The following is an 18,299-nucleotide window of genomic DNA, read 5'->3' as shown; positions in this document are numbered from 1 at the left end:
TCGCGGGGCTTCTTTTTTTATTTTCGGGGGTTATAATGCAGCGTGCGCCCGTTAAACAAGCGCAGCTGCGCTTTAAGGCGCTTGGCAATAAATTTGCACAGTTCGTTTGCCTTGGCTTTGTCGCCGTGCGTGGCGCCTTCCGGCAGGACGATCTGGATATGGTGACGCTGCGTGCCGTCGACTGCGGACGAGCCGGTGCCGAATAAAATGAAGCGGTACATCGGATCGCGTCCTTCTAGATAAAACCACTGATCTTCTTCGCCGGGCCTGGCAGCCAGGACGTAGGGAAATGCCGCATCCGCATAGTCCCAATTCAGCTGCCGGCCCGTCAAAGCCATCTGCTCCCTGTAATGAAGGAGCTGCTGCTTGATCTCGTCAAGCGTCAGCTTCTCCTGCTCGGACCCTTCGACGAATACAATGTACGCACTCTGACTCACGGAGCCCACCTCCACAGCCATCATAGCAAATTTTTTGTCTGACTGACAACGTTTTCCGTTGCGTACGAGACTAGAAAATCGCTTCTTCTTCCACGATGACCTTGACGTACTCGATCGTGCGATCCTCCGGCCCCTTGACTGGCAGACCGACCTCTACGTGCTCGACAATATAATCGATATTTTCTTGCGGAATGACTTCGCCCGGCAACAGAATCGGGATGCCCGGCGGATACACGTAAATGAATTCCGCGATGATCCGGCCTGCCGATTCGCGAAACGGGATCACCTCCGTTTCGCCGTAAAAGGCGTCCCGCGGCGTGAGGGAAAGCTGCGGTATTTCCGGAATTTTGATGACCAGCTCCTTGGCGGGATGGACCTTGTGGTATTGCTCCGAGAGCCGCTGCAACGCGGCGATCAGACGATCGACCGACTCCTCCCGCTCGCCCGGCGTCACGAGGCAAAGGATGTTGTACATGTCGCTTAGCTCGACCTCGATGTTGTCATGCTCGCGCAGCCAGTTCTCGGTCTCGTAACCGGTAACGCCCAGATGCCGTACATGTACGATCAGCTTGGTCGGATCGTACGCATGGGTCGCTTCGCCGCCGAGCATCTCCTCGCCCGGGCAAATCAGCCCGTCAATGGCATTGATGGAAGTGCGCGCCCTGTGAGCGAGCGCAATCGCATCCTCCGCGAGCTGGCGCCCGTGCAGCGCCAGATAACGGCGCGACGTGTCGAGCGATCCGAGCAGAATGTAGGAGGTGGAGGTCGTTGTCAGCATGCTGATGATCGTCTGTACACGCAGCGGATTGACGCGGCCATTGCGGATGTTCAGCACCGAGCTCTGGGTCATCGAGCCGCCGAGCTTGTGCACGCTGGTCGCCGCCATATCGGCGCCTGCCTGCATGGCGGAGATCGGCAGTTGCTCGTGGAAATGGATCAGCACGCCGTGGGCCTCGTCGACAAGCACCGGGATATCGTAGCTGTGCACGACCTCCACGATCTCCTGCAGGTCGGCGCACAGGCCGAAGTACGTCGGATTGATGACGAGCACAGCTTTGGCGTCGGGATGGCGCTCCAGGGCGCGACGCACGGAGCGGGTCGTAATGCCGTGGTCGATCCCGAGATTCTCGTCTCTGGCCGGCGAGATGAAGACTGGCCGCGCGCCGGCGAAAATAATGGCCGACATGACCGATTTGTGCACGTTGCGCGGCACAATAATCTTGTCCCCGGGGGCGCAGACGGTGAGAATCATCGTCATGATGGCGCCGCTTGTGCCTTGGACGGAGAAGTAGGTGTAATCGGCGCCGAACGCATCGGCCGCCAGTTGCTGGGCTTCCTCAATGACGCCCATCGGCTGATGCAGATCGTCGAGCGGGGCGATATTGATCAGATCAATCGACAGCGCATTGTCGCCGATGAATGCGCGAAACTCCGGGTCGCTGCCGGCTCCTTTTTTGTGCCCGGGTATATGAAATTGAACGGGATTGCGCGCAGCGTGGGCGCGCAGCGCGCTGAACAGCGGCGTGCGGTTGTGATCCATCGCAGGTCCCAGCCTTTCTATTGGCATAATCAATCATTCGCAAACAAGCTTGAGTATAGCAAATCCCAAGGTGATTGCAAGCCATTTCAAGCTATTTAATGTTGCGTTTTTGTTCATTTCCATACGCTGACAAGTTGTGATACGATGTTTCGCATGGAGGGTGCGAAATGAACAAACCACTTGCTGTCGTCATGCTGATGCTGCTGACGACCTTTATCGGCTTCGGCATTATTATTCCGGTGATGCCCGAAATCATCAAAGCGACCGATCCGGGAGCTTTGGAGCTTCATACCGGGCTGATGCTTTCGGTCTATTCGGCGGTCTCGTTTTTGCTATCGCCATTTTGGGGCGGACTGTCGGACCGGATCGGCCGCAGGCCGATTATTTTAACAGGCGTGCTCGGGTTCGCCGCCAGCTTCTTGCTCTTTGGCCTCGGGGCGGGCAACCTGACGCTCATGTACGCGTCGCGCGTGCTGGGCGGCTTGTTTTCGGGTGCGGTCACCTCGGTTATCGTCGCCTATGTCGCGGATGTGACGCCGCCGGAGCAGCGTACGAAGGGGATGGGGCTTGTCGGGATGTCGATTGGTCTGGGCTTTACCATCGGCCCGGGCTTCGGCGGGCTTTTGAGCGGCATTTCGCTGGAGGCACCGTTTTATGCCGCGGGCGCGTTGGCGCTGCTGACCTTTGTCCTGGCGTTGCCGCGGCTCAAGGAATCGCTGCCGCCGGAGCGGCGCAGGCCGGCCGACCGGCAAAAGCGGCCTTCTCGCTGGCGTGCGTTTGCCGGACCGGTGCGCTATCTTTATGTCCTGGCGTTATTTGTATCGCTCTCGCTGGCTGGACTGGAGGCGACGCTGCAGTTATTCGGCATGAGTCGGTTCTCCGTGACGCCCGGTCAGGTCGGCATGATGTTTTTCGTATGCGGACTGGTGGGCGCCCTCGTCCAGGGCGGCATCGTGCGCCGTTATATCCGCGAGGGGGACGAGCCCAAGTTCATCGTCATTGGACTCGTAATCTCCGCGGCCGGCTTCTTCCTGCTCGTCACGTCGCACACGCTCTTGACGGCGACGCTCTATCTGGCGATCTACGGGATCGGCAATGCGCTCATCCGTCCCTGCGTGACGTCGCTGATCACCCAGAAGACCACAGTCGGTCAAGGCGTAGCTTCCGGTCTCAGCTCCTCGATGGACAGCTTGGGGCGCATCGCCGGACCGCTGGCCGGGACGGCTCTGTTATCCTGGAATTTGGAGCTGCCCTATCTCGTCGGAGGCCTGCTGTCGCTGGCGGCGCTGTTGCTGCTGCTGCGCTTTCGGCTGGTCAGCCGCAGCTCCGACACGGGCGAGGCCGGGTCGCCGGCGTGAGTGGCGGCCGGCATAGGACGAAGCGCAGCGAGGCTGAGCGAAGGGCTGTCCGAGGGGCCCGTTCCGTTGGTCACAAGGCCATTCGGTATAGCGGCTGCAAGGTGGCGAAGGTCTGCTCGATGGTCTCGAGCAAGCGCGGGCCGTCGCGCAGCAGTTCGTCGCCGGCGTCAATCTGGAGGCCGCAGAGCACTTCGGACGCCTTGACGTGACGCAGGCGCTGCAGCAGCGCCTCGAGCTCCTTGCGCTTCATCTCGCCGTGCGGCTGACCGCCGGGCACGGTGTGGTCGCCAGACCAGACGTAGTGCGCAGGCACATGGCGCCGCAGCTCGGTCAGCCGGCGCAGGGCTTGCGCCGCGAATTGCGCCTTATGATCAGCCTCGTAAATCATTGCAAATTGGACGAAGAGATGGGTCCCGAACAATCCGATCTGAAAATGCGGGTGCGCCTTGTAGCCGCGCCGATTGTGCGCGAACGCGACCCAGGTGTCGTCCGGCGGGTTGACGGTGCGTCGCGCATGCTTCGCGACATGAGCGAACATCGGCTCGCCGCATTGTTCGGCAAGCACCGGGGCCACCAGCTCCCCGAGCTGTTCCAGCTTGGGCCGAACGCGGGAGATCAGGGCTTCCATCCGCGGCTCCAGACCGGGAATCCCGAATACGTCAAAATCCTGCTGCGTGAAGCCGGCGAATGCGCCGGCTTTTGTCATGGGCGAGATGTCTTGCATGTGAAAGATAACCTCCGTTAACGATGGACTTGCTCACCATTATAACATGGGCGGCCAGCGCGCGTTTCCCGTAATAAAATTAGTCAATAATCCAAGTTGCCAGAACATAAGATGAAGTATAAGATAGAAGTAAGCTCAAATTGTCAGAACATTTAGTCAATAAGAGCGCAAACGTAGACGCGATTACTGTTAAACTGGGGAGGGATTGCCGTGACCAGGAGCAATGAAGTCGAGTATTGCAATTTGGAGCTGCGCTTTGACCGTCGGCAAATCCAGAACATGATCCGCGATCTGATCCACGAAGGGTATTCCCTCTACTGGAGCGAGACGGACACCCATTTTCTGGTTTCGATTCGTACCGGTCGCAAGCTGGTAAAGCTGCGGTTCCAGCGTCTGCATCATCGCTACAAGATTGTAGGCGATTACACCATCAAGGACGAAAAGCTGTCGGCCCTGATTGAGAAGCTGATCGGGGACACGCGCGGGCATGCCGTCGTCAAGCGTATTCGAGATCGTCAAATTGTGATTGAAAGCATCATGTTCGGCGAAGTGATTCGATTGGTGGAGGTGTCCGGGATGGAGCACAAGATCATCTATCAACGCAAACCGTTCATAACGACCGAGGAAATGATGCAAGCTTTTCAGTCGAAGCGCGCTGAAGAGCGCGCAGCGGTGCTGCGCTACGAATTGGACTACGAGCTGGCGGTGCTGCATGAGGCGCTGCAGGGCGGACGAGCGGAGGAAGCGGCAGCAGCCAAGGAAAAACTGTCGAGCTTGCGCACGGAAATGCTGCAGCTTGAATTATAAAAGAAAATGGGCGCGCTGCTCACGAAATGGAACACGGGACCTCGCTTCAGGGGCTCCCGTTTTTTGCTGGGAACGCGGAAGGTGGGCCAGGAAAAAGAGAGCGGGAGGTTTTCTTCTTCCTCAATGTAGAGTAGAATAGGAGTATTCGTGCATTGCAGCACCAAAATACTGAATGGAAAAGGGATGAAGCGAACGTTATGTCGAAACAGCAAATCGGTGTCATTGGCCTTGCAGTCATGGGCAGAAATCTCGCCCTTAATATTGAAAGCAGGGGCTTTACAGTCTCGGTCTACAACCGCTCGCGTGCCAAAACGGACGATCTGATGCAAGAGGCGGCGGACAAAAATCTCGTTCCGGCGTATACGATCGAGGAATTCGTCGCCTCGCTCGAGACTCCGCGCAAAATTTTGATTATGGTGCAGGCGGGGGCCGGTACCGATGCTACAATCGAGCAACTCGTGCCACTGCTGGATGAGGGCGACATCATCATCGACGGAGGCAACGCTTATTTTCCGGATACGCAGCGCCGCAGCAAGGAGCTCGAAGCCAAGGGGCTGCGCTTCATCGGCACCGGTGTATCGGGCGGCGAGGAGGGCGCGCTGAAAGGGCCTTCCATCATGCCGGGCGGGCAAGAGTCGGCCTATAAGCTGGTCGAGCCGATCCTGACCGCAATTTCGGCCAAAGTCGGCGGAGATCCGTGCTGCACGTACATCGGACCGGACGGCGCCGGTCATTATGTCAAAATGGTCCACAACGGCATCGAATACGGCGACATGCAGTTGATCTGCGAAGCGTATCATCTGCTCAATTCCGTGCTGAACGTATCGACCGAAGAATTGCACGGCATCTTCACCGAATGGAACAAGGGCGAGCTCGACAGCTACCTGATCGAGATTACGGCTGATATTTTTTCCAAGTATGACCCGGAAACCAACCAGCCGATGGTGGACGTCATTCTCGACTCCGCCGGTCAGAAGGGCACAGGCAAGTGGACAAGCCAAAGCTCGCTGGATCTGGGCGTGCCGCTCTCCATTATTACCGAGTCGGTCTTCTCCCGCTTCCTCTCGGCTATGAAAGAGGAGCGCGTAGCGGCCAGCAAACTGCTAAAGGGACCGGAGGCCAAGCCGTACCAAGGCGACAAAGCGGCCTTCATCGAGGCGGTCCGCAAAGCGCTGTTCGCCAGCAAAATTTGCTCGTACGCCCAGGGCTTTGCGCAAATGCGTGCCGCCTCCGACGAGTACGGCTGGGACCTGCGCTATGGCGATATCGCGATGATTTTCCGCGGCGGCTGCATCATTCGCGCCGGCTTCCTGCAAAATATCAAAGACGCGTACGACCGCGATCCGCAGCTGCGCAACCTGCTGCTGGATGAATACTTCAAAAGCATCGTCGAGAATTACCAGGACGCCTGGCGCGAGGTCGTCGCGGCTGCGATTGCAAACGGTGTGCCGGTTCCGGCCTTTGCAAGCGCCCTGGCCTACTACGACAGCTATCGTACGGAACGGCTGCCGGCTAACCTGCTGCAAGCGCAGCGCGACTATTTCGGCGCGCATACCTTCAAGCGTCTGGACAAGGAAGGCACCTTCCACTTCAACTGGATGGACTAAGCGCCGGCGCTAACGGCTGCGATGGCTTCCGCCAGCGCAGCCCGCAGCCGTTCGGCCTCCAGGATCCGGCCGTGGCGCTGATGGATCAGCGCCATCGCCGCCTCGGCGAAGCAGGTATAGCTGCGAATGAGATGTGGCTGCGGCACCAGCGCCAAGCGCGGGGCGTCGTCAGCCACCTTTTTTTTGATCCATTCGAGCAGCCAGATGACGTCGGCGGCGCAGAGCGGATTCGACGGGTGGAGGATGCGGGCAATTCGGAGCTTTACAGGCTCTGATGCGGATTTCAACATCGACGCTACCTACCTTTCGGTTCATCCTATTCTCATCCTTACGGCAAACATCGGCTTTTTATACCCCGTAGCAGCCCGCATATGTAACGGGACGGAAACTGTATCGAAGGGAGGGCATGGCTCATGCCTGCTGAAAAGCACGCCATCGTGCTGATCGGATTCATGGGGACCGGCAAGTCGGTCGTCAGCCACCATTTGTCGCGCCGGCTGAATTGTGCTGCGGTCGATCTGGACGAGGAGATCGAGCGCCATGCCGGCAGGCGCATTCGCGACATATTTGCCGAAGCCGGCGAAGAGGCTTTTCGCAAGTTGGAGACCGAAACATTGGAGCATGTCTTGAAGCGGCCCGGTCTGCAGGTATTGGCCACGGGCGGCGGAGCCGTGCTGCGGCCGCAGAACTGCCGGCTCATGCAGCAATACGGCTGGGTTGTCGCGCTCAAAGCCGCACCTTGGCAGATCATTCACCGCGTCAGCGGCGACGCCAATCGCCCGCTCCTGCAGGGCGATGTCAAAGGCCGGGTCTACAAGCTGCTGCGTCAGCGCAAGCATGCCTACGACTTTGCGGATATAACCATCGATACCGGCAGCTTGCGACCGGAAGAGGTCGCGAACGTCATCGTGCGCAAATGGAACGCGTGCTCGTGAAGACAGCGGCGGCAGTGGCGGCAGGCGGGATGGCGGGGGCGGCTGCGCGCTGGACGATTGGAGCGGCCTTGCCGCATCACGCGTTTCCATGGGCGACGATGATCTGCAATCTGATCGGCAGCTTCGCACTCGGCTGGTGGCTCGGGAGGGCGGCGGCCGGTCGGAGCACCCGTCGCGTCTGGCACGAGGCGGTCGGCACCGGCATGCTTGGCTCGTTCACGACCTTTTCGGCCTTCAGCGCGGAGACGGTGGCCTTGCTGCGCGAGCACCTCTTCGGCATGGCGGCGGTTTATGCGAGCGCTTCGATTGCGCTCGGGTGGCTGGCTGCAGCTGCAGGACTGAAGCTGGCCGCCGTCAGCCGCAGGAGCGGTTCATGACGGGGCTGCTGCTCGCCGCCGGCGGCGGCGCCATCGGGGCGGTCGCGCGCTACGGAATCGGTCTGTGGTGCGCGAGATACACCAGCGTGCCCCAAGCGGCGACGCTGCTCGTCAATCTCTTGGGTTCGGCGCTGCTGGGCGTGCTGCTGGGCTGGACGGCAGGCCACCCTCACCCGATGCTGTATGCTTGGCTTGGCACCGGCATGATGGGCGGTTTTACGACGTATTCGACGCTCATGGTTCAGCTTGTGAATTTGCGCGGCAAGCGCCTCACGCTGACTTGGTATGCGGCGGCAACGTTTTTGGGCGGACCGGCGCTCTTCGCGCTGGGCATGCTTGCAGGGGCCTTGTTCTAAAAAATTTGGAGAGGAAGATCGGGAAATGGACATTCGGGTGACGCCAACGCCGCGGCTGGCGGGAGACATTCAGGCGCTTTCTTCAAAAAATTATACGACACGCTACTTGCTCGTGGCGGCGCTGGCGGAGGGCACGAGCACGATTTATCATCCGGCCCACAGCGAAGACAGCGACGCCATGCGGCGCTGCATCAAGGCGCTCGGGGCCGACGTGCAGGAAGATGACGAAAAAATTGTGATCACCGGGTTTGGCCATCGTCCGGTCGCGGTTAATGAATTGGACGTGGGCAACGCCGGAGCGGTGCTGCGCTTTCTGATGGCCATCGCGGCGCTCTGCCCCGACGTCACATTTGTGAACCGCTATCCCGATTCGCTCGGCAAGCGTCCGCACGACGATCTGATCGAAGCGCTGCAGGCAATGGGCGTGGAAGTGGAGCATCATAACGGGCGACTTCCGATTCGAATTCGCGGCGGCAATCCGCATGGCGGCAAAATCCGCGTTTCCGGCAACGTGAGCTCGCAATATTTAAGCGCGTTGCTGTTTTTGACGCCGCTGCTCGAGCAGGACAGCGAAATCGAAGTGCTGCACGACCTGAAATCAAAAATTGTAGTCGGTCAAACGCTCGAGGTACTGGAGCAGGCCGGCATCGTCGTCGAAGCGTCGGAGGACCTGATGCGTTACCGCGTGCCCGGCGGGCAAAAATATGCGGCGCGCGAGTATATCGTACAGGGCGACTATCCGGGCTCGGCCGCCGTATTGGCCGCCGCTGCCGTCACGCAATCGGACGTGACGATCCACCGGCTGGCGGAGCGCAGCAAGCAGGGCGAGCGCGCCATTGTCGATGTGCTGCGCACGATGGGCGTCCCGCTGACGCATGCGAACGATATCGTGCGCGTGCAAGGCAACGGACGACTGCAGGCGCTCGAATTCGACGGCGACGCAGCGACGGACGCCGTGCTCGCCATGGTCGCGGCGGCGGTGTTTGCGGAGGGGACCTCGCGCTTTTACAACGTGGAAAATCTGCGCTACAAGGAATGCGATCGCATCACCGACTATCTGGCCGAGCTGCGCAGGGCGGGGGCAGAGGTGGAGGAGCGTCAAAGTGAAATTATCGTGCATGGCCGGCCGCAGGGCGTGGCCGGCGGCGTAACCATCGACGCGCATTACGATCATCGCGTCATCATGGCGCTGACGGTAGTCGGGCTGCGCGCCGATGCGCCGATTCGCATTCGCGACGCGCATCACGTCGCCAAGTCGTATCCGATATTTTTCGATCATCTGCAGGCGCTGGGCGCGCAGGTGGAATGGATCAATTGACAGGAGGCTACAGTCCATGGGCTACGAACATCCGTCCAGAGAATCGATTAAAACCATTTTGCAGAATGCGAGCACCATTGCGGTAGTGGGGTTGTCCGGCTCGCCGGAGCGGACCTCGTACATGGTCGCGCAGGCCATGCAGGCCAAGGGCTATCGCATTGTGCCGGTGAATCCGAATGTGGAGACGGTGCTCGGAGAACAAAGCTACGCCACGCTGCGCGACATCCCGTTCAAGATCGATGTCGTCAACGTATTTCGTCGCAGTCAGCATGCCGTCCACATTGCCAAACAAGCGGTGGAGATCGGAGCGGGAACGCTCTGGCTGCAGCTCGGCGTGCTCAGCGAGAAGGCGGCGGAGCTCGCGGCGGAGGGCGGCTTGCAGGTCGTCATGGACCGCTGCATCAAGGTCGAGGACGCGATCCTGCTGACGGAAGGAAAACCCAAGCTATAGCGCGGCATAAAACAAAGCTTGTTCTCCCACACTAAGTACGGCTTCAGCGGGCAAAGCGTCAGCCGCGCGCTGAAGACTACCCCGGTCTATTACGAGGAGGACAAGACGTGAACAACGGCATGTCGCACCAACAAAACGGAATGCAATCGCAGCAACAGCAAGGACTTCAAAACAACCAGCAATCGTATCAGCCGGCAGGCTATGTCGCTTCGCAATACCAAGGCCAAATGCGCCAAAAGGGCAGCATCGCGGCGCAAACCGGCCCGGTCATCTCGCATCTGGGCGGATATCAAGCGAACCAGCAGCAAAGCCAAGGCGCTTACCAGGCGCAAGGAATGCAGCAAGCTTCGATGAACGCGCAGTATCAGCAGCAGCCGGTCATCTCGCATCTGGGCGGCTACTCGTCCCAGCCGCAGCAAAACAGCTTTGCCGCCGCTTCGCATAATCAGCAGCAAGCGCAGCAAAACAGCTATGGCGCCCAACAGCAAAGCCATCCTGTATATCAACAAACACAGGCGTTCCAAAATCAGCCTGTGATTTCGCATGCCGGCGGCTACCAAGCCAACCAGCAGCAATACGGAGGGCATCAGGCGCAGCAAGCCCGTCAACAGCACCAACAAGCTCAACAAGCGCAATACGGCATGCAGCAAGCCCAAACCCAGCAAAATCCGGTGTATCAAGCGACGAATGCCCAAGCGCAGCAAGGTCCGATCATCAACAAATTCGGCTACCAGTCGAACGCGGGTCAAATGCAGCAAAACAACCGTTTCTAAAACGTGCAGCGCGTGTAATGCGGCGAACCCTCGCGGTTCGCCGTTTTGCTTTGACAAATGCTATGCAAACCCTTACGATCGAGATAGACGAAATTCCCTGTTGAAAGGGGGGCCGGCCTTGAATGTAATGGGCAATCTTCAGCAGCTTGGCAGGGCGCTGATGCTGCCGATGATCGTATTGCCTGCGGCTGCGGTATTTTTGAGTCTGGGAGAGCTGCCATGGGATCGGCTCGGTGCGCCGATGCTGTCCGACTACCTCAATACCGCCGGACAAGCCTTGTTTCTGTTCCTCCCATTCCTGTTCGCGCTGGGCGTGGCGCTCGGTCTGACCAACAATGCCGGCGCGGCCGGCATCGGCGCGCTTGCGGGAATGTTTATTTATACGGGGCTGACGAGCACGCTCAGCGAACTGCCGATCCAGCCCACTGTCTTGATCGGCGTCTTGATCGGTTTGTTTTCCGGCTACAGCAACGAGCGCTTCAAGGAGATCAAGCTGCCGGAATACATTCAGTTTTTCGGCGGGCCGAGGTTCGTGCCGCTGTTTGTCAGCTTCGGAGCGGTGCTGTTTTCGATCGTAATGATCATGATTGCGCCGACCATTCAGCACGGGATGCACGCGCTGGGAGAGATCGTCTCCTCGGCCGGCGGCTTCGGCGTGTTTTTGTTCGGCTTTGTGCTGCGCATTCTAGTCGTCTTTGGGTTGCACCACTTGGTCAGTCACGTCTTCTGGTTCCAGGTGGGCGGCTATGAGCTCGAGAGCGGGCAGATGGTCTACGGAGACCTGCCGCGATTCTTTGCGGGAGATCCGACGGCAGGGGCGTTTATGGCGGGGCTGTATCCGACGATGATGTTTGCGCTCCCTGCGATCGCGTTTGCAATCATTCACGAGGCGCGCGAGGATTTGAAGCCCAAAATTCGCAAAACGTTTTTGTCCGCGGCACTGGCATCTTTTTTGACCGGGGTAACCGAGCCCGTAGAATTCGCCTTTCTGTTTGTGGCGCCGTATTTATACGTCATCCATTCTGTCATCTCGGGTCTGATTATGTGGCTGACCTACGAGCTGGGTATTTTGCACGGCTTTTCTTTTTCGGCCGGGGCCATCGACTATATCGTCAATGCGCATCTGTCGACGCGGGGCTGGCTGCTGATCCCGATCGGCATCGTCGTCGGCGTGCTCTATTACGTCCTGTTCCGTTGGGCGATCGCCCGCTTCCGCATTCCGACGCCGGGCCGCGAGGAAGGCTCGCAGCTCGACGAATGGGCCGGCGATATTCCGTACCGAGCCCCGCTCATTCTCCAGGCGATCGGCGGCAAGGACAATATTGTCCAGATGGAGGCCTGCATCACGCGCTTGCGGCTCAAGCTGACCAATGACAAGCTGCTCGACATCAACGCGCTGCGCGGTCTCGGGGCGGCGGGGGTCATTCGGCTCGGCGGAGGCAACGTACAGGTCGTATTCGGGACCTTCTCGGAGCTGATTCGCGAGGAAATGATGAAGGTGGTGCGGCGCGATCAGGTGCAAGTGCTGTTCTGCTCGCCGATGCAGGGGCGCATGATTCCGCTCGAGCAGGTGCCGGACCCGATTTTTGCCGGCAAGCTCGTCGGCCAGGGCGTGGCGTTCATGCCGGATCGCGGAGAGCTGGTCTCGCCGGTCTCGGGCAAGGTTGCGCATGTCTACCCGACCAAGCATGCGATCGGCTTGCAGACGCCGGAGGGGCTCGATGTCATCCTTCATATCGGCATCGACACCTCGCAATTGGGCGGGGACGGCTTCGAGGCGTTCGTCGCGGAAGGCGACGAGGTAGAGCCTGGTCAATTGCTCATTCGCTTCGATCTGGCGCGCGTACGCCGTGGCAGCAAGTCGCTGGCGACGCCGATGGTCATATCGAATCCCGACAAGGTCCGTTCTTGGAGCTATGCCCCGTTCAAGTCCGTCAAGAAGGGTCAGGCTTCGGTCATGTCGGTGGTGCTGAAAGAGAGAAAAGGTGGAGGGGATAGTCCATGATCCAAGGGATAGGAGCGTCCGCGGGCATCGCGATCGGAAAAGCGTTCGTGCTGCCGAACTGGGAGTGGGACCTGCCGGAGCAAAAAATCGACGTCGCCGACCTGGCGAAGGAATTCGACCGGCTCTACGAAGGCATCAAGACGTCCAAGGTGGAGATCGAACAAATCAAAGGGGAGCTGCGAGAGGCCGTCGGAACGGCCGAAAGCCATATTTTCGACGCGCATCTGGCCATCCTGGAGGACCCGGTCTTCATGAACGAGGTGCAGGGCATCATCCAGCGCCAGTACAAGGTGGCGGAGGTGGCGGTCAAGGAGGCGATCGACCACTTCGTGACCATGTTCGATCTGCTGGACGACGAATACATGAAGGAGCGGGCGCTGGACATCAAGGACGTGGGCAACCGGCTCCTCAAGCATCTGCTCGGCGCGCCGGAGATCAAGCTGCCGTCCGACACGCAGCCGTTCATTCTTGTGGCCAAAGAGCTTTCGCCCTCGCAACTGGCTCATCTGAATACCCAGCACGTGCTGGGAATCGTGACTTTGGCCGGCAGCACGACCTCGCATTCGGCCATCATGGCCCGCGCGCTCGGCATCCCGCTGGTGGTCGGGCTCGAAGCCAAGCTGGAGCGGCCGATCCAGACGGGGGAGCGGCTCGTCCTCGACGGAGACACCGGCGAGCTGCTGATCAATCCCGGCGAGGCGGCGCTGGCGCGCTACCGGGCGCTGCGCGGCGAGCAGCAGGAGGAGCGCCGCAAGCTGCATCAGCTGGCCGGCGTCAGCGCGGTCTCCGCAGACGGCAAAACGATCGCGCTGGCGGCCAATATCAGCTCGCTCAAGGAGCTTGAGGTTGCGCTCCCGGTCGGCATCCACGGCGTGGGACTGTTTCGGACGGAATTTTTGTACATGGATCGCACCGATTTTCCCGACGAGGAGGAGCAATTCGAGGTGTACCGCACCGTCGCCGAAAAGCTGAACGGTCAACCGGTCGTCATTCGGACGCTCGATATCGGCGGGGACAAGCAGCTCGATTATTTCGAGCTGCCGGAGGAGGACAATCCGTTCCTCGGCTATCGCGCCATCCGCATCTCGCTGGATCGCAAGGACCTGTTCAAGACGCAATTGCGGGCGATTCTGCGCGCGAGCCACTATGGTCAAGTCAAGATGATGTATCCGCTGATCTCCTCGGTCGAGGAAGTGCGTGCGGCCAATACGTTGCTGGAGGAGGCCAAGCGCGAGCTGCATGCGGAGGGACTGCCCTTCAATCAGCATATGCCGATCGGCATCATGATTGAGGTGCCCGCGGCGGTGCAGATCGCCGATATGCTGGCGGAGGAGGTCGACTTTTTCAGTATTGGCACCAATGATCTGGTCCAATTCGCACTCGCCGTCGATCGTATGAACGATCAGATCGCCCATCTGTACGAGCCGCTGCATCCCGCTGTGCTGCGCATGCTCAAGGCCACGGTAGAGGCGGCCAAGAGCCGCGGCATCAAGGTCGGGGTGTGCGGCGAGCTCGCGGGCGACTCGCGCGCGCTGCCGATCTGGCTGGGGCTCGACGTCGACGAATTGAGCATGTCCTCGCCGACCGTCCTGAACGTGAAAAACCGTCTGCTCGGCACGAGTCAGACGGATAGCCGCGAGCTGCTCTCCGCGCTGATGGACTGCCGCACCAGTGCGGAGATCGGCACCACGCTGCTTGAATTCAAGCGCAAGTCGGATGCGGCCAGGGCGGAGCAGACGGTCTCCAAGTCGGAGTAGCCGGCCGTTCCCGCCAGGCGGCAGCCAATGCTGGAATACGCGCTTTAGCGTGCAGTCGCGCCGAGCAAGTCGACGAAGGCTTTGGCGTAAGCCGGCAGGTCAGGCGGGCGGCGCGAGGAGACGAGATTGCCGTCTACGACGACGGCCTCGTCCAGCCAGGTGGCGCCGGCATTCTCCATGTCGTCGCGGATGCCCGGCGTTGACGTGACCTTGCGCCCGTTCAGAATTTTGGCGGAGATGAGCACCCATCCGGCATGACAGATCTGGCCGATCGGCTTGCCTGCGGCGTCGAGCTCGCGCACGAGCTGCAGCACCTGCGGGTAGCGCCGCAGCTTGTCGGGGGCCCAGCCGCCCGGGACGAGCAGCGCGTCGCAGGCGCCGGCGGCCATCTCGTCGAAGCTCAGGTCGGCTTTGGCCGGCACCCCGTATTTGCCGATATGCGTACGGCCCTTTTCCGGTCCGGCGAACTGCACGAGCGCGCCCTCCTCGCGGGCGCGGTACACGGGGTACCACAGTTCCAGGTCTTCAAATTCGTCGTCAATGAGGCAGATTACGGACTTGCCCTTCAATCGCATCGCATGTTCCTCCTGTTTCTTTGGCTGACATCTCGTTTATTGTAACGAAGGAGGCGCCATGAATCAAACGAGACATCCGGCCGGCCGCTTGCCGCGCTGGCTGCCGGCGCTGCTGGTGATGACCGTCATTTTTTGGCTCTCAAGCCGAACCGGAGACGAGCTTGACGGCGTCCTGCCTTGGATGCAGCGACTGCTTCCGTGGATGCAAAGCTTTGACTGGGGCCATTTTGTCGCCTATTTTGCGCTGGCGCTAGCCTTTGATTATGCGCTGGGCGCGCGTGCAGACGCACCGCGCTGGAAAGCGTTGATCGTGCTGCTATGCTTGCTCTACGGAATTACCGACGAATATCATCAATCCTTCGTGGCCGGCCGCATGCCCGACCCCGCCGACCTGCGCAACGATACGATCGGCGCGCTGGCCGCCGTTCTTTTGCTGGCCATTGCGCCGATTCGCAGACGATGGCGCAAATTTGCGGCCTAACAAAAATTAGTACCGCTCCGATGGCAGGAAATACGCGAATCAAGTCGAATAATTTTACGTATACCCTGCAGTGTGGAATGAAGGAGTGGGCCATTTTGCAAAAACGGTGTTCATGCGGAGGACAAATGACAGTCAAGCTTCGAACGGTCCTTTTTTCGGGCAAGGTGGAAATCGACAATGTGCCGATTTTTTGCTGTGCCGCGTGTAGCCAAAGCGAAGTGCTTGCTGAGGTCAAGCCGGACTTGACGCAATTGATTGAAGGTCTCGGAGACGAGCCGGACAAGCAGACGATCGCTTTTGAGGCTTGCAACGAATGGGCGAATTTGCTGCTTGCCGTCGAGGCCAAGCCCAAAAGCGCGGAAGCGCGTTCGGTGGAACAAATGCTGGAACAGCGTGTGAACCAGCTGCTCGATCTTTATTTGCTTGCGCAGTCGCTCAGCGACGAAGCCTGGATGGAGGAGCTTGAACGGCGCCTGGCCCAGCTCAGCAAACGAACGATTCATACATAAGTTGCGCCTGGTTTGGCGCAAAGTAACGGTAGATCAAGGAGGAAATGAAAATGAGCGAGATGACCTTGCAAACCCTGGAGACGACGGAGCAATGGGACGCCGCGCTGGCCGCCTCGTCCGAGCGGCCGCTGCTCGTATTCAAGCACAGCACACGCTGTTCGGTCAGCGCAGGCGCGCATGACGAATTGACGACGTTTTTGTCTGACGTCAAAAGCCCGGCATTCGATGCGGTCCTGGTCAACGTCGTGGAGGATCGGCCCGTATCCAATCGCATCGAGGAGCAGCTCGAAGTCAAGCACGCTTCTCCGCAGGCGCTGCTTGTCGAGGCAGGCAACGTGACATGGCACACGAGTCACTGGCATATAACTTACGCCGCTCTGGAAGAGAAATTGCGGCAACATTGCGAAATGTAGTTGAATGTCGTATCATGGAAGACATATGGTGATCCTAAGCTGCAGACGCACACGAGTGGAAACAAAAAATATGAAATAAATGGAGAGAAGGATCGTGACGGTAACCATTTATGATGTTGCAAGGGAAGCGGGCGTGTCGATGGCGACCGTATCCAGGGTCGTCAACAACAACCCGAATGTAAAACCCCAAACGCGCAAAAAGGTGTTCGAAGCGATCGAACGCCTGGGCTACCGTCCCAATGCGGTGGCGCGGGGATTGGCAAGCAAAAAAACGACGACCGTCGGTGTCGTCATTCCGGATATCTCCAATTCGATTTTTGCCGAAGTGGCGCGCGGTATCGAAGATATTGCGAACATGTACCATTACAATATCATCCTCTGCAACGCGGACAAGAAGAAGGAAAAGGAAATCCGGGTCATCAACACGCTGCTGGAGAAGCAGGTGGACGGTCTGCTGTTCATGGGCGGCGCAGTGACGGACGAGCATGTCCAAGCCTTCAAAACGGCTAATGTTCCGATCGTACTGTGCGCGACGACAGACGAGCAGGGTACGATTCCATCGGTGGACATCGACCACGAAGCCGCTGCGTTCGATGCCGTCAATGCGTTGATTCAAAAAGGCCATCGCGCCATCGCCATGATCAGCGGAACGCTGCAGGACCCTGCTAACGGCTATGCCCGCTTCCAGGGCTATAAGCGGGCACTCGAGCAAGCAGGCATCGCGTACGACGAATCGCTCGTTCGCGTCGGCAATTACCGCTACGAGTCGGGCATCGAAGCGATGAAGTATTTCCTGGAGCTTAAGGACACGCCGACGGCCGTATTCTCGGCTACCGACGAGATGGCGATCGGCGCCATTCATGCCATTCAGGATTCCGGCGCCAAAGTGCCAGACGACATCTCGGTCATTAGCGTAGACAACAGCCGGATGGCCTCGATGGTACGTCCGCAGCTGTCGACGGTGGCGCAGCCAATGTACGATATCGGCGCTGTATCGATGCGCCTGCTGACCAAGCTGATGAAAAAAGAAAATGTGGATGATCCCAAAGTCGTATTGCCGCACGAATACATTTCGCGTCAATCGGTCCAACCCGTTTAGCGACACAACCATCTAATCCCTTGGCGCTCGTTGCGTCGAGGGCGTTTTTTTGAAAAGGAAGGGGAAGCATGTGAAGAACAGGAAAATGGGCATTATTGGAGCCATGTCCGAGGAAGTCGAACTGCTGCATCGCCATGTCGAGGTGACGCAAAAGCATGAAAAGGCCGGTCTGACGCTGTACGAGGGGACGCTGCACGGACGTGATGTGGTGTACGGCAAATCCGGCGTAGGCAAGGTGAATGCGGCAGTCTGCACGCAATTCATGATTGATCTTGGCGCGGGGGGGATCTGCTTCACCGGCGTAGCCGGTGCGCTCGACCCGGAGTTGGAAATCGGAGATCTCGTCATCTCCTCAAGCTGTGTGCAGCATGACATGGACGCTTCGCCACTCGGCTTCGCACGGGGAGAGGTGCCGTTCCAAGAGGTCTCGGATTATGCAGCCGACGGAACACTCGTCGAGCTGGCACGGCAGACCGGAGAGCGGCTCTTCCCCGGGCGTTGTCTCGTCGGCAAGGTACTCTCGGGCGACCAATTCATCGCCAGTCGCGAGTCCGTACAAATGCTCCGCGAGGAGATGGGCGGGGCGTGCGTGGAGATGGAGGGCGCAGCCTTGGCGCAGGTCTGCTGGATGAACGGTACCCCGTTCGTCGTCATCCGTTCCATGTCGGACAAGGCAGACGGCTCTGCCCAGGTTAATTTTGAGACCTTTACCCAGGAAGCAGCCGACCGCTCTTATCGCTTCGTTAGCGCGCTCGTCGAAGCGCTCTGACGCTCAGC

General features: G+C 59.3%; 21 protein-coding genes. 16 read left to right on the top strand and 5 right to left on the bottom strand.

Annotated features, from left to right (window positions below; translation table 11 throughout):
* Positions 1 to 17: 17 nt before the first annotated feature.
* Both IDH44_RS13595 and IDH44_RS13590 read right to left on the bottom strand, forming a co-directional pair.
* Positions 18 to 437 carry a DUF1885 family protein gene (locus tag IDH44_RS13595; RefSeq protein WP_190918465.1) on the bottom strand — a complete coding sequence of 140 codons (420 nt, stop codon included), beginning with the start codon at positions 435 to 437 and terminating at the stop codon, positions 18 to 20.
* A 70-nt stretch (positions 438 to 507) separates the two neighbouring features.
* A complete protein-coding gene (locus IDH44_RS13590; protein ID WP_190918463.1) occupies positions 508 to 1,977 on the bottom strand; it encodes an aminotransferase class I/II-fold pyridoxal phosphate-dependent enzyme in 1,470 nt (489 codons plus the stop codon).
* A 167-nt stretch (positions 1,978 to 2,144) separates the two neighbouring features.
* On the opposite strand from IDH44_RS13590, the gene IDH44_RS13585 reads away from it, so the two are divergent.
* Positions 2,145 to 3,335, top strand: coding sequence for an MFS transporter (locus tag IDH44_RS13585; RefSeq protein WP_190918462.1), 1,191 nt, complete (start codon positions 2,145 to 2,147; stop codon positions 3,333 to 3,335).
* A 70-nt stretch (positions 3,336 to 3,405) separates the two neighbouring features.
* Here IDH44_RS13585 and IDH44_RS13580 read toward each other — a convergent pair whose 3' ends face one another.
* Positions 3,406 to 4,059, bottom strand: a complete 654-nt coding sequence (locus IDH44_RS13580) for a YktB family protein (protein ID WP_223869652.1) — start codon at positions 4,057 to 4,059, stop codon at positions 3,406 to 3,408.
* Between the two features lie 210 nt (positions 4,060 to 4,269).
* Between IDH44_RS13580 and IDH44_RS13575 the strand changes: the two genes are divergently transcribed.
* Both IDH44_RS13575 and gndA read left to right on the top strand, forming a co-directional pair.
* Positions 4,270 to 4,866: a hypothetical protein gene (locus IDH44_RS13575; protein ID WP_190918460.1), complete on the top strand. Its 597-nt coding sequence runs from the start codon at positions 4,270 to 4,272 to the stop codon at positions 4,864 to 4,866.
* A 197-nt stretch (positions 4,867 to 5,063) separates the two neighbouring features.
* On the top strand, positions 5,064 to 6,473 hold the full coding sequence (gndA, locus tag IDH44_RS13570) for an NADP-dependent phosphogluconate dehydrogenase (RefSeq protein ID WP_190918458.1): 1,410 nt from the start codon (positions 5,064 to 5,066) through the stop codon (positions 6,471 to 6,473).
* Here gndA and IDH44_RS13565 read toward each other — a convergent pair.
* A complete protein-coding gene (locus tag IDH44_RS13565) occupies positions 6,470 to 6,763 on the bottom strand; it encodes a hypothetical protein (protein ID WP_190918457.1) in 294 nt (97 codons plus the stop codon). The genes gndA and IDH44_RS13565 overlap by 4 nt on opposite strands.
* 123 nt (positions 6,764 to 6,886) lie before the next feature.
* Here IDH44_RS13565 and IDH44_RS13560 point away from each other — a divergent pair, with 123 nt between their 5' ends.
* From IDH44_RS13560 to ptsP, 8 genes are all read left to right on the top strand, one after another.
* A complete protein-coding gene (locus IDH44_RS13560; RefSeq protein WP_190918455.1) occupies positions 6,887 to 7,408 on the top strand; it encodes a shikimate kinase in 522 nt (173 codons plus the stop codon).
* The gene (locus tag IDH44_RS13555) at positions 7,405 to 7,785 is read left to right on the top strand and encodes a fluoride efflux transporter FluC (RefSeq protein WP_190918453.1); all 381 of its coding nucleotides are present in this window, start codon (positions 7,405 to 7,407) and stop codon (positions 7,783 to 7,785) included. Before IDH44_RS13560 ends, IDH44_RS13555 begins: the two co-directional genes overlap by 4 nt.
* Positions 7,782 to 8,141, top strand: coding sequence for a fluoride efflux transporter FluC (locus tag IDH44_RS13550; protein ID WP_190918452.1), 360 nt, complete (start codon positions 7,782 to 7,784; stop codon positions 8,139 to 8,141). Before IDH44_RS13555 ends, IDH44_RS13550 begins: the two co-directional genes overlap by 4 nt.
* A gap of 25 nt (positions 8,142 to 8,166) precedes the next feature.
* On the top strand, positions 8,167 to 9,459 hold the full coding sequence (aroA, locus tag IDH44_RS13545; protein WP_190918450.1) for a 3-phosphoshikimate 1-carboxyvinyltransferase: 1,293 nt from the start codon (positions 8,167 to 8,169) through the stop codon (positions 9,457 to 9,459).
* A gap of 16 nt (positions 9,460 to 9,475) precedes the next feature.
* A complete protein-coding gene (locus IDH44_RS13540) occupies positions 9,476 to 9,910 on the top strand; it encodes a CoA-binding protein (RefSeq protein WP_190918448.1) in 435 nt (144 codons plus the stop codon).
* Between the two features lie 107 nt (positions 9,911 to 10,017).
* Positions 10,018 to 10,683, top strand: a complete 666-nt coding sequence (locus IDH44_RS13535; protein ID WP_190918446.1) for a hypothetical protein — start codon at positions 10,018 to 10,020, stop codon at positions 10,681 to 10,683.
* Positions 10,684 to 10,801: 118 nt separating this feature from the next.
* Positions 10,802 to 12,688 carry a glucose PTS transporter subunit IIA gene (locus IDH44_RS13530; RefSeq protein WP_190918444.1) on the top strand — a complete coding sequence of 629 codons (1,887 nt, stop codon included), beginning with the start codon at positions 10,802 to 10,804 and terminating at the stop codon, positions 12,686 to 12,688.
* Positions 12,685 to 14,445: a phosphoenolpyruvate--protein phosphotransferase gene (gene ptsP, locus IDH44_RS13525; protein ID WP_190918442.1), complete on the top strand. Its 1,761-nt coding sequence runs from the start codon at positions 12,685 to 12,687 to the stop codon at positions 14,443 to 14,445. Before IDH44_RS13530 ends, ptsP begins: the two co-directional genes overlap by 4 nt.
* Positions 14,446 to 14,489: 44 nt before the next feature.
* Here ptsP and IDH44_RS13520 read toward each other — a convergent pair whose 3' ends face one another.
* The gene (locus tag IDH44_RS13520; RefSeq protein WP_190918440.1) at positions 14,490 to 15,020 is read right to left on the bottom strand and encodes a type 1 glutamine amidotransferase domain-containing protein; all 531 of its coding nucleotides are present in this window, start codon (positions 15,018 to 15,020) and stop codon (positions 14,490 to 14,492) included.
* 58 nt (positions 15,021 to 15,078) lie between these two features.
* Between IDH44_RS13520 and IDH44_RS13515 the strand changes: the two genes are divergently transcribed.
* From IDH44_RS13515 to IDH44_RS13495, 5 genes are all read left to right on the top strand, one after another.
* Entirely contained in the window at positions 15,079 to 15,501 is a 423-nt protein-coding gene (locus IDH44_RS13515) for a VanZ family protein (protein ID WP_190918438.1), read from the top strand.
* 125 nt (positions 15,502 to 15,626) lie between these two features.
* Positions 15,627 to 16,010, top strand: coding sequence for a hypothetical protein (locus tag IDH44_RS13510; protein ID WP_223869650.1), 384 nt, complete (start codon positions 15,627 to 15,629; stop codon positions 16,008 to 16,010).
* A gap of 50 nt (positions 16,011 to 16,060) precedes the next feature.
* Positions 16,061 to 16,423, top strand: coding sequence for a bacillithiol system redox-active protein YtxJ (ytxJ, locus tag IDH44_RS13505; protein ID WP_223869649.1), 363 nt, complete (start codon positions 16,061 to 16,063; stop codon positions 16,421 to 16,423).
* A gap of 94 nt (positions 16,424 to 16,517) precedes the next feature.
* Complete coding sequence (gene ccpA / locus IDH44_RS13500) at positions 16,518 to 17,522, top strand: catabolite control protein A (protein WP_190918434.1); 1,005 nt, start codon at positions 16,518 to 16,520, stop codon at positions 17,520 to 17,522.
* A gap of 70 nt (positions 17,523 to 17,592) precedes the next feature.
* Positions 17,593 to 18,291 (top strand): 5'-methylthioadenosine/adenosylhomocysteine nucleosidase, encoded by a 699-nt coding sequence (locus tag IDH44_RS13495; protein WP_190918432.1) that lies wholly within the window; start codon positions 17,593 to 17,595, stop codon positions 18,289 to 18,291.
* The last annotated feature ends 8 nt before the right edge of the window (positions 18,292 to 18,299 follow it).

Origin of the sequence: Paenibacillus sabuli (assembly GCF_014705605.1) — a bacterium.
GTDB lineage: Bacteria > Bacillota > Bacilli > Paenibacillales > Paenibacillaceae > Paenibacillus_D > Paenibacillus_D sabuli.
This window is presented reverse-complemented; position numbering and strand designations above follow the sequence as displayed.

Coding starts and splice junctions, on each gene's coding strand:
- IDH44_RS13560 (WP_190918455.1), top strand. CDS start 6,887: ATGCCTGCTGAAAAGCACGCCATCGTGCTGATCGGATTCATGGGGACC.
- IDH44_RS13590 (WP_190918463.1), bottom strand. CDS start 1,977: ATGGATCACAACCGCACGCCGCTGTTCAGCGCGCTGCGCGCCCACGCT.
- IDH44_RS13540 (WP_190918448.1), top strand. CDS start 9,476: ATGGGCTACGAACATCCGTCCAGAGAATCGATTAAAACCATTTTGCAG.
- IDH44_RS13585 (WP_190918462.1), top strand. CDS start 2,145: ATGAACAAACCACTTGCTGTCGTCATGCTGATGCTGCTGACGACCTTT.
- IDH44_RS13550 (WP_190918452.1), top strand. CDS start 7,782: ATGACGGGGCTGCTGCTCGCCGCCGGCGGCGGCGCCATCGGGGCGGTC.
- IDH44_RS13510 (WP_223869650.1), top strand. CDS start 15,627: ATGACAGTCAAGCTTCGAACGGTCCTTTTTTCGGGCAAGGTGGAAATC.
- gndA (WP_190918458.1), top strand. CDS start 5,064: ATGTCGAAACAGCAAATCGGTGTCATTGGCCTTGCAGTCATGGGCAGA.
- IDH44_RS13520 (WP_190918440.1), bottom strand. CDS start 15,020: ATGCGATTGAAGGGCAAGTCCGTAATCTGCCTCATTGACGACGAATTT.
- IDH44_RS13515 (WP_190918438.1), top strand. CDS start 15,079: ATGAATCAAACGAGACATCCGGCCGGCCGCTTGCCGCGCTGGCTGCCG.
- ptsP (WP_190918442.1), top strand. CDS start 12,685: ATGATCCAAGGGATAGGAGCGTCCGCGGGCATCGCGATCGGAAAAGCG.
- IDH44_RS13565 (WP_190918457.1), bottom strand. CDS start 6,763: ATGTTGAAATCCGCATCAGAGCCTGTAAAGCTCCGAATTGCCCGCATC.
- aroA (WP_190918450.1), top strand. CDS start 8,167: ATGGACATTCGGGTGACGCCAACGCCGCGGCTGGCGGGAGACATTCAG.
- ytxJ (WP_223869649.1), top strand. CDS start 16,061: ATGAGCGAGATGACCTTGCAAACCCTGGAGACGACGGAGCAATGGGAC.
- IDH44_RS13580 (WP_223869652.1), bottom strand. CDS start 4,059: ATGCAAGACATCTCGCCCATGACAAAAGCCGGCGCATTCGCCGGCTTC.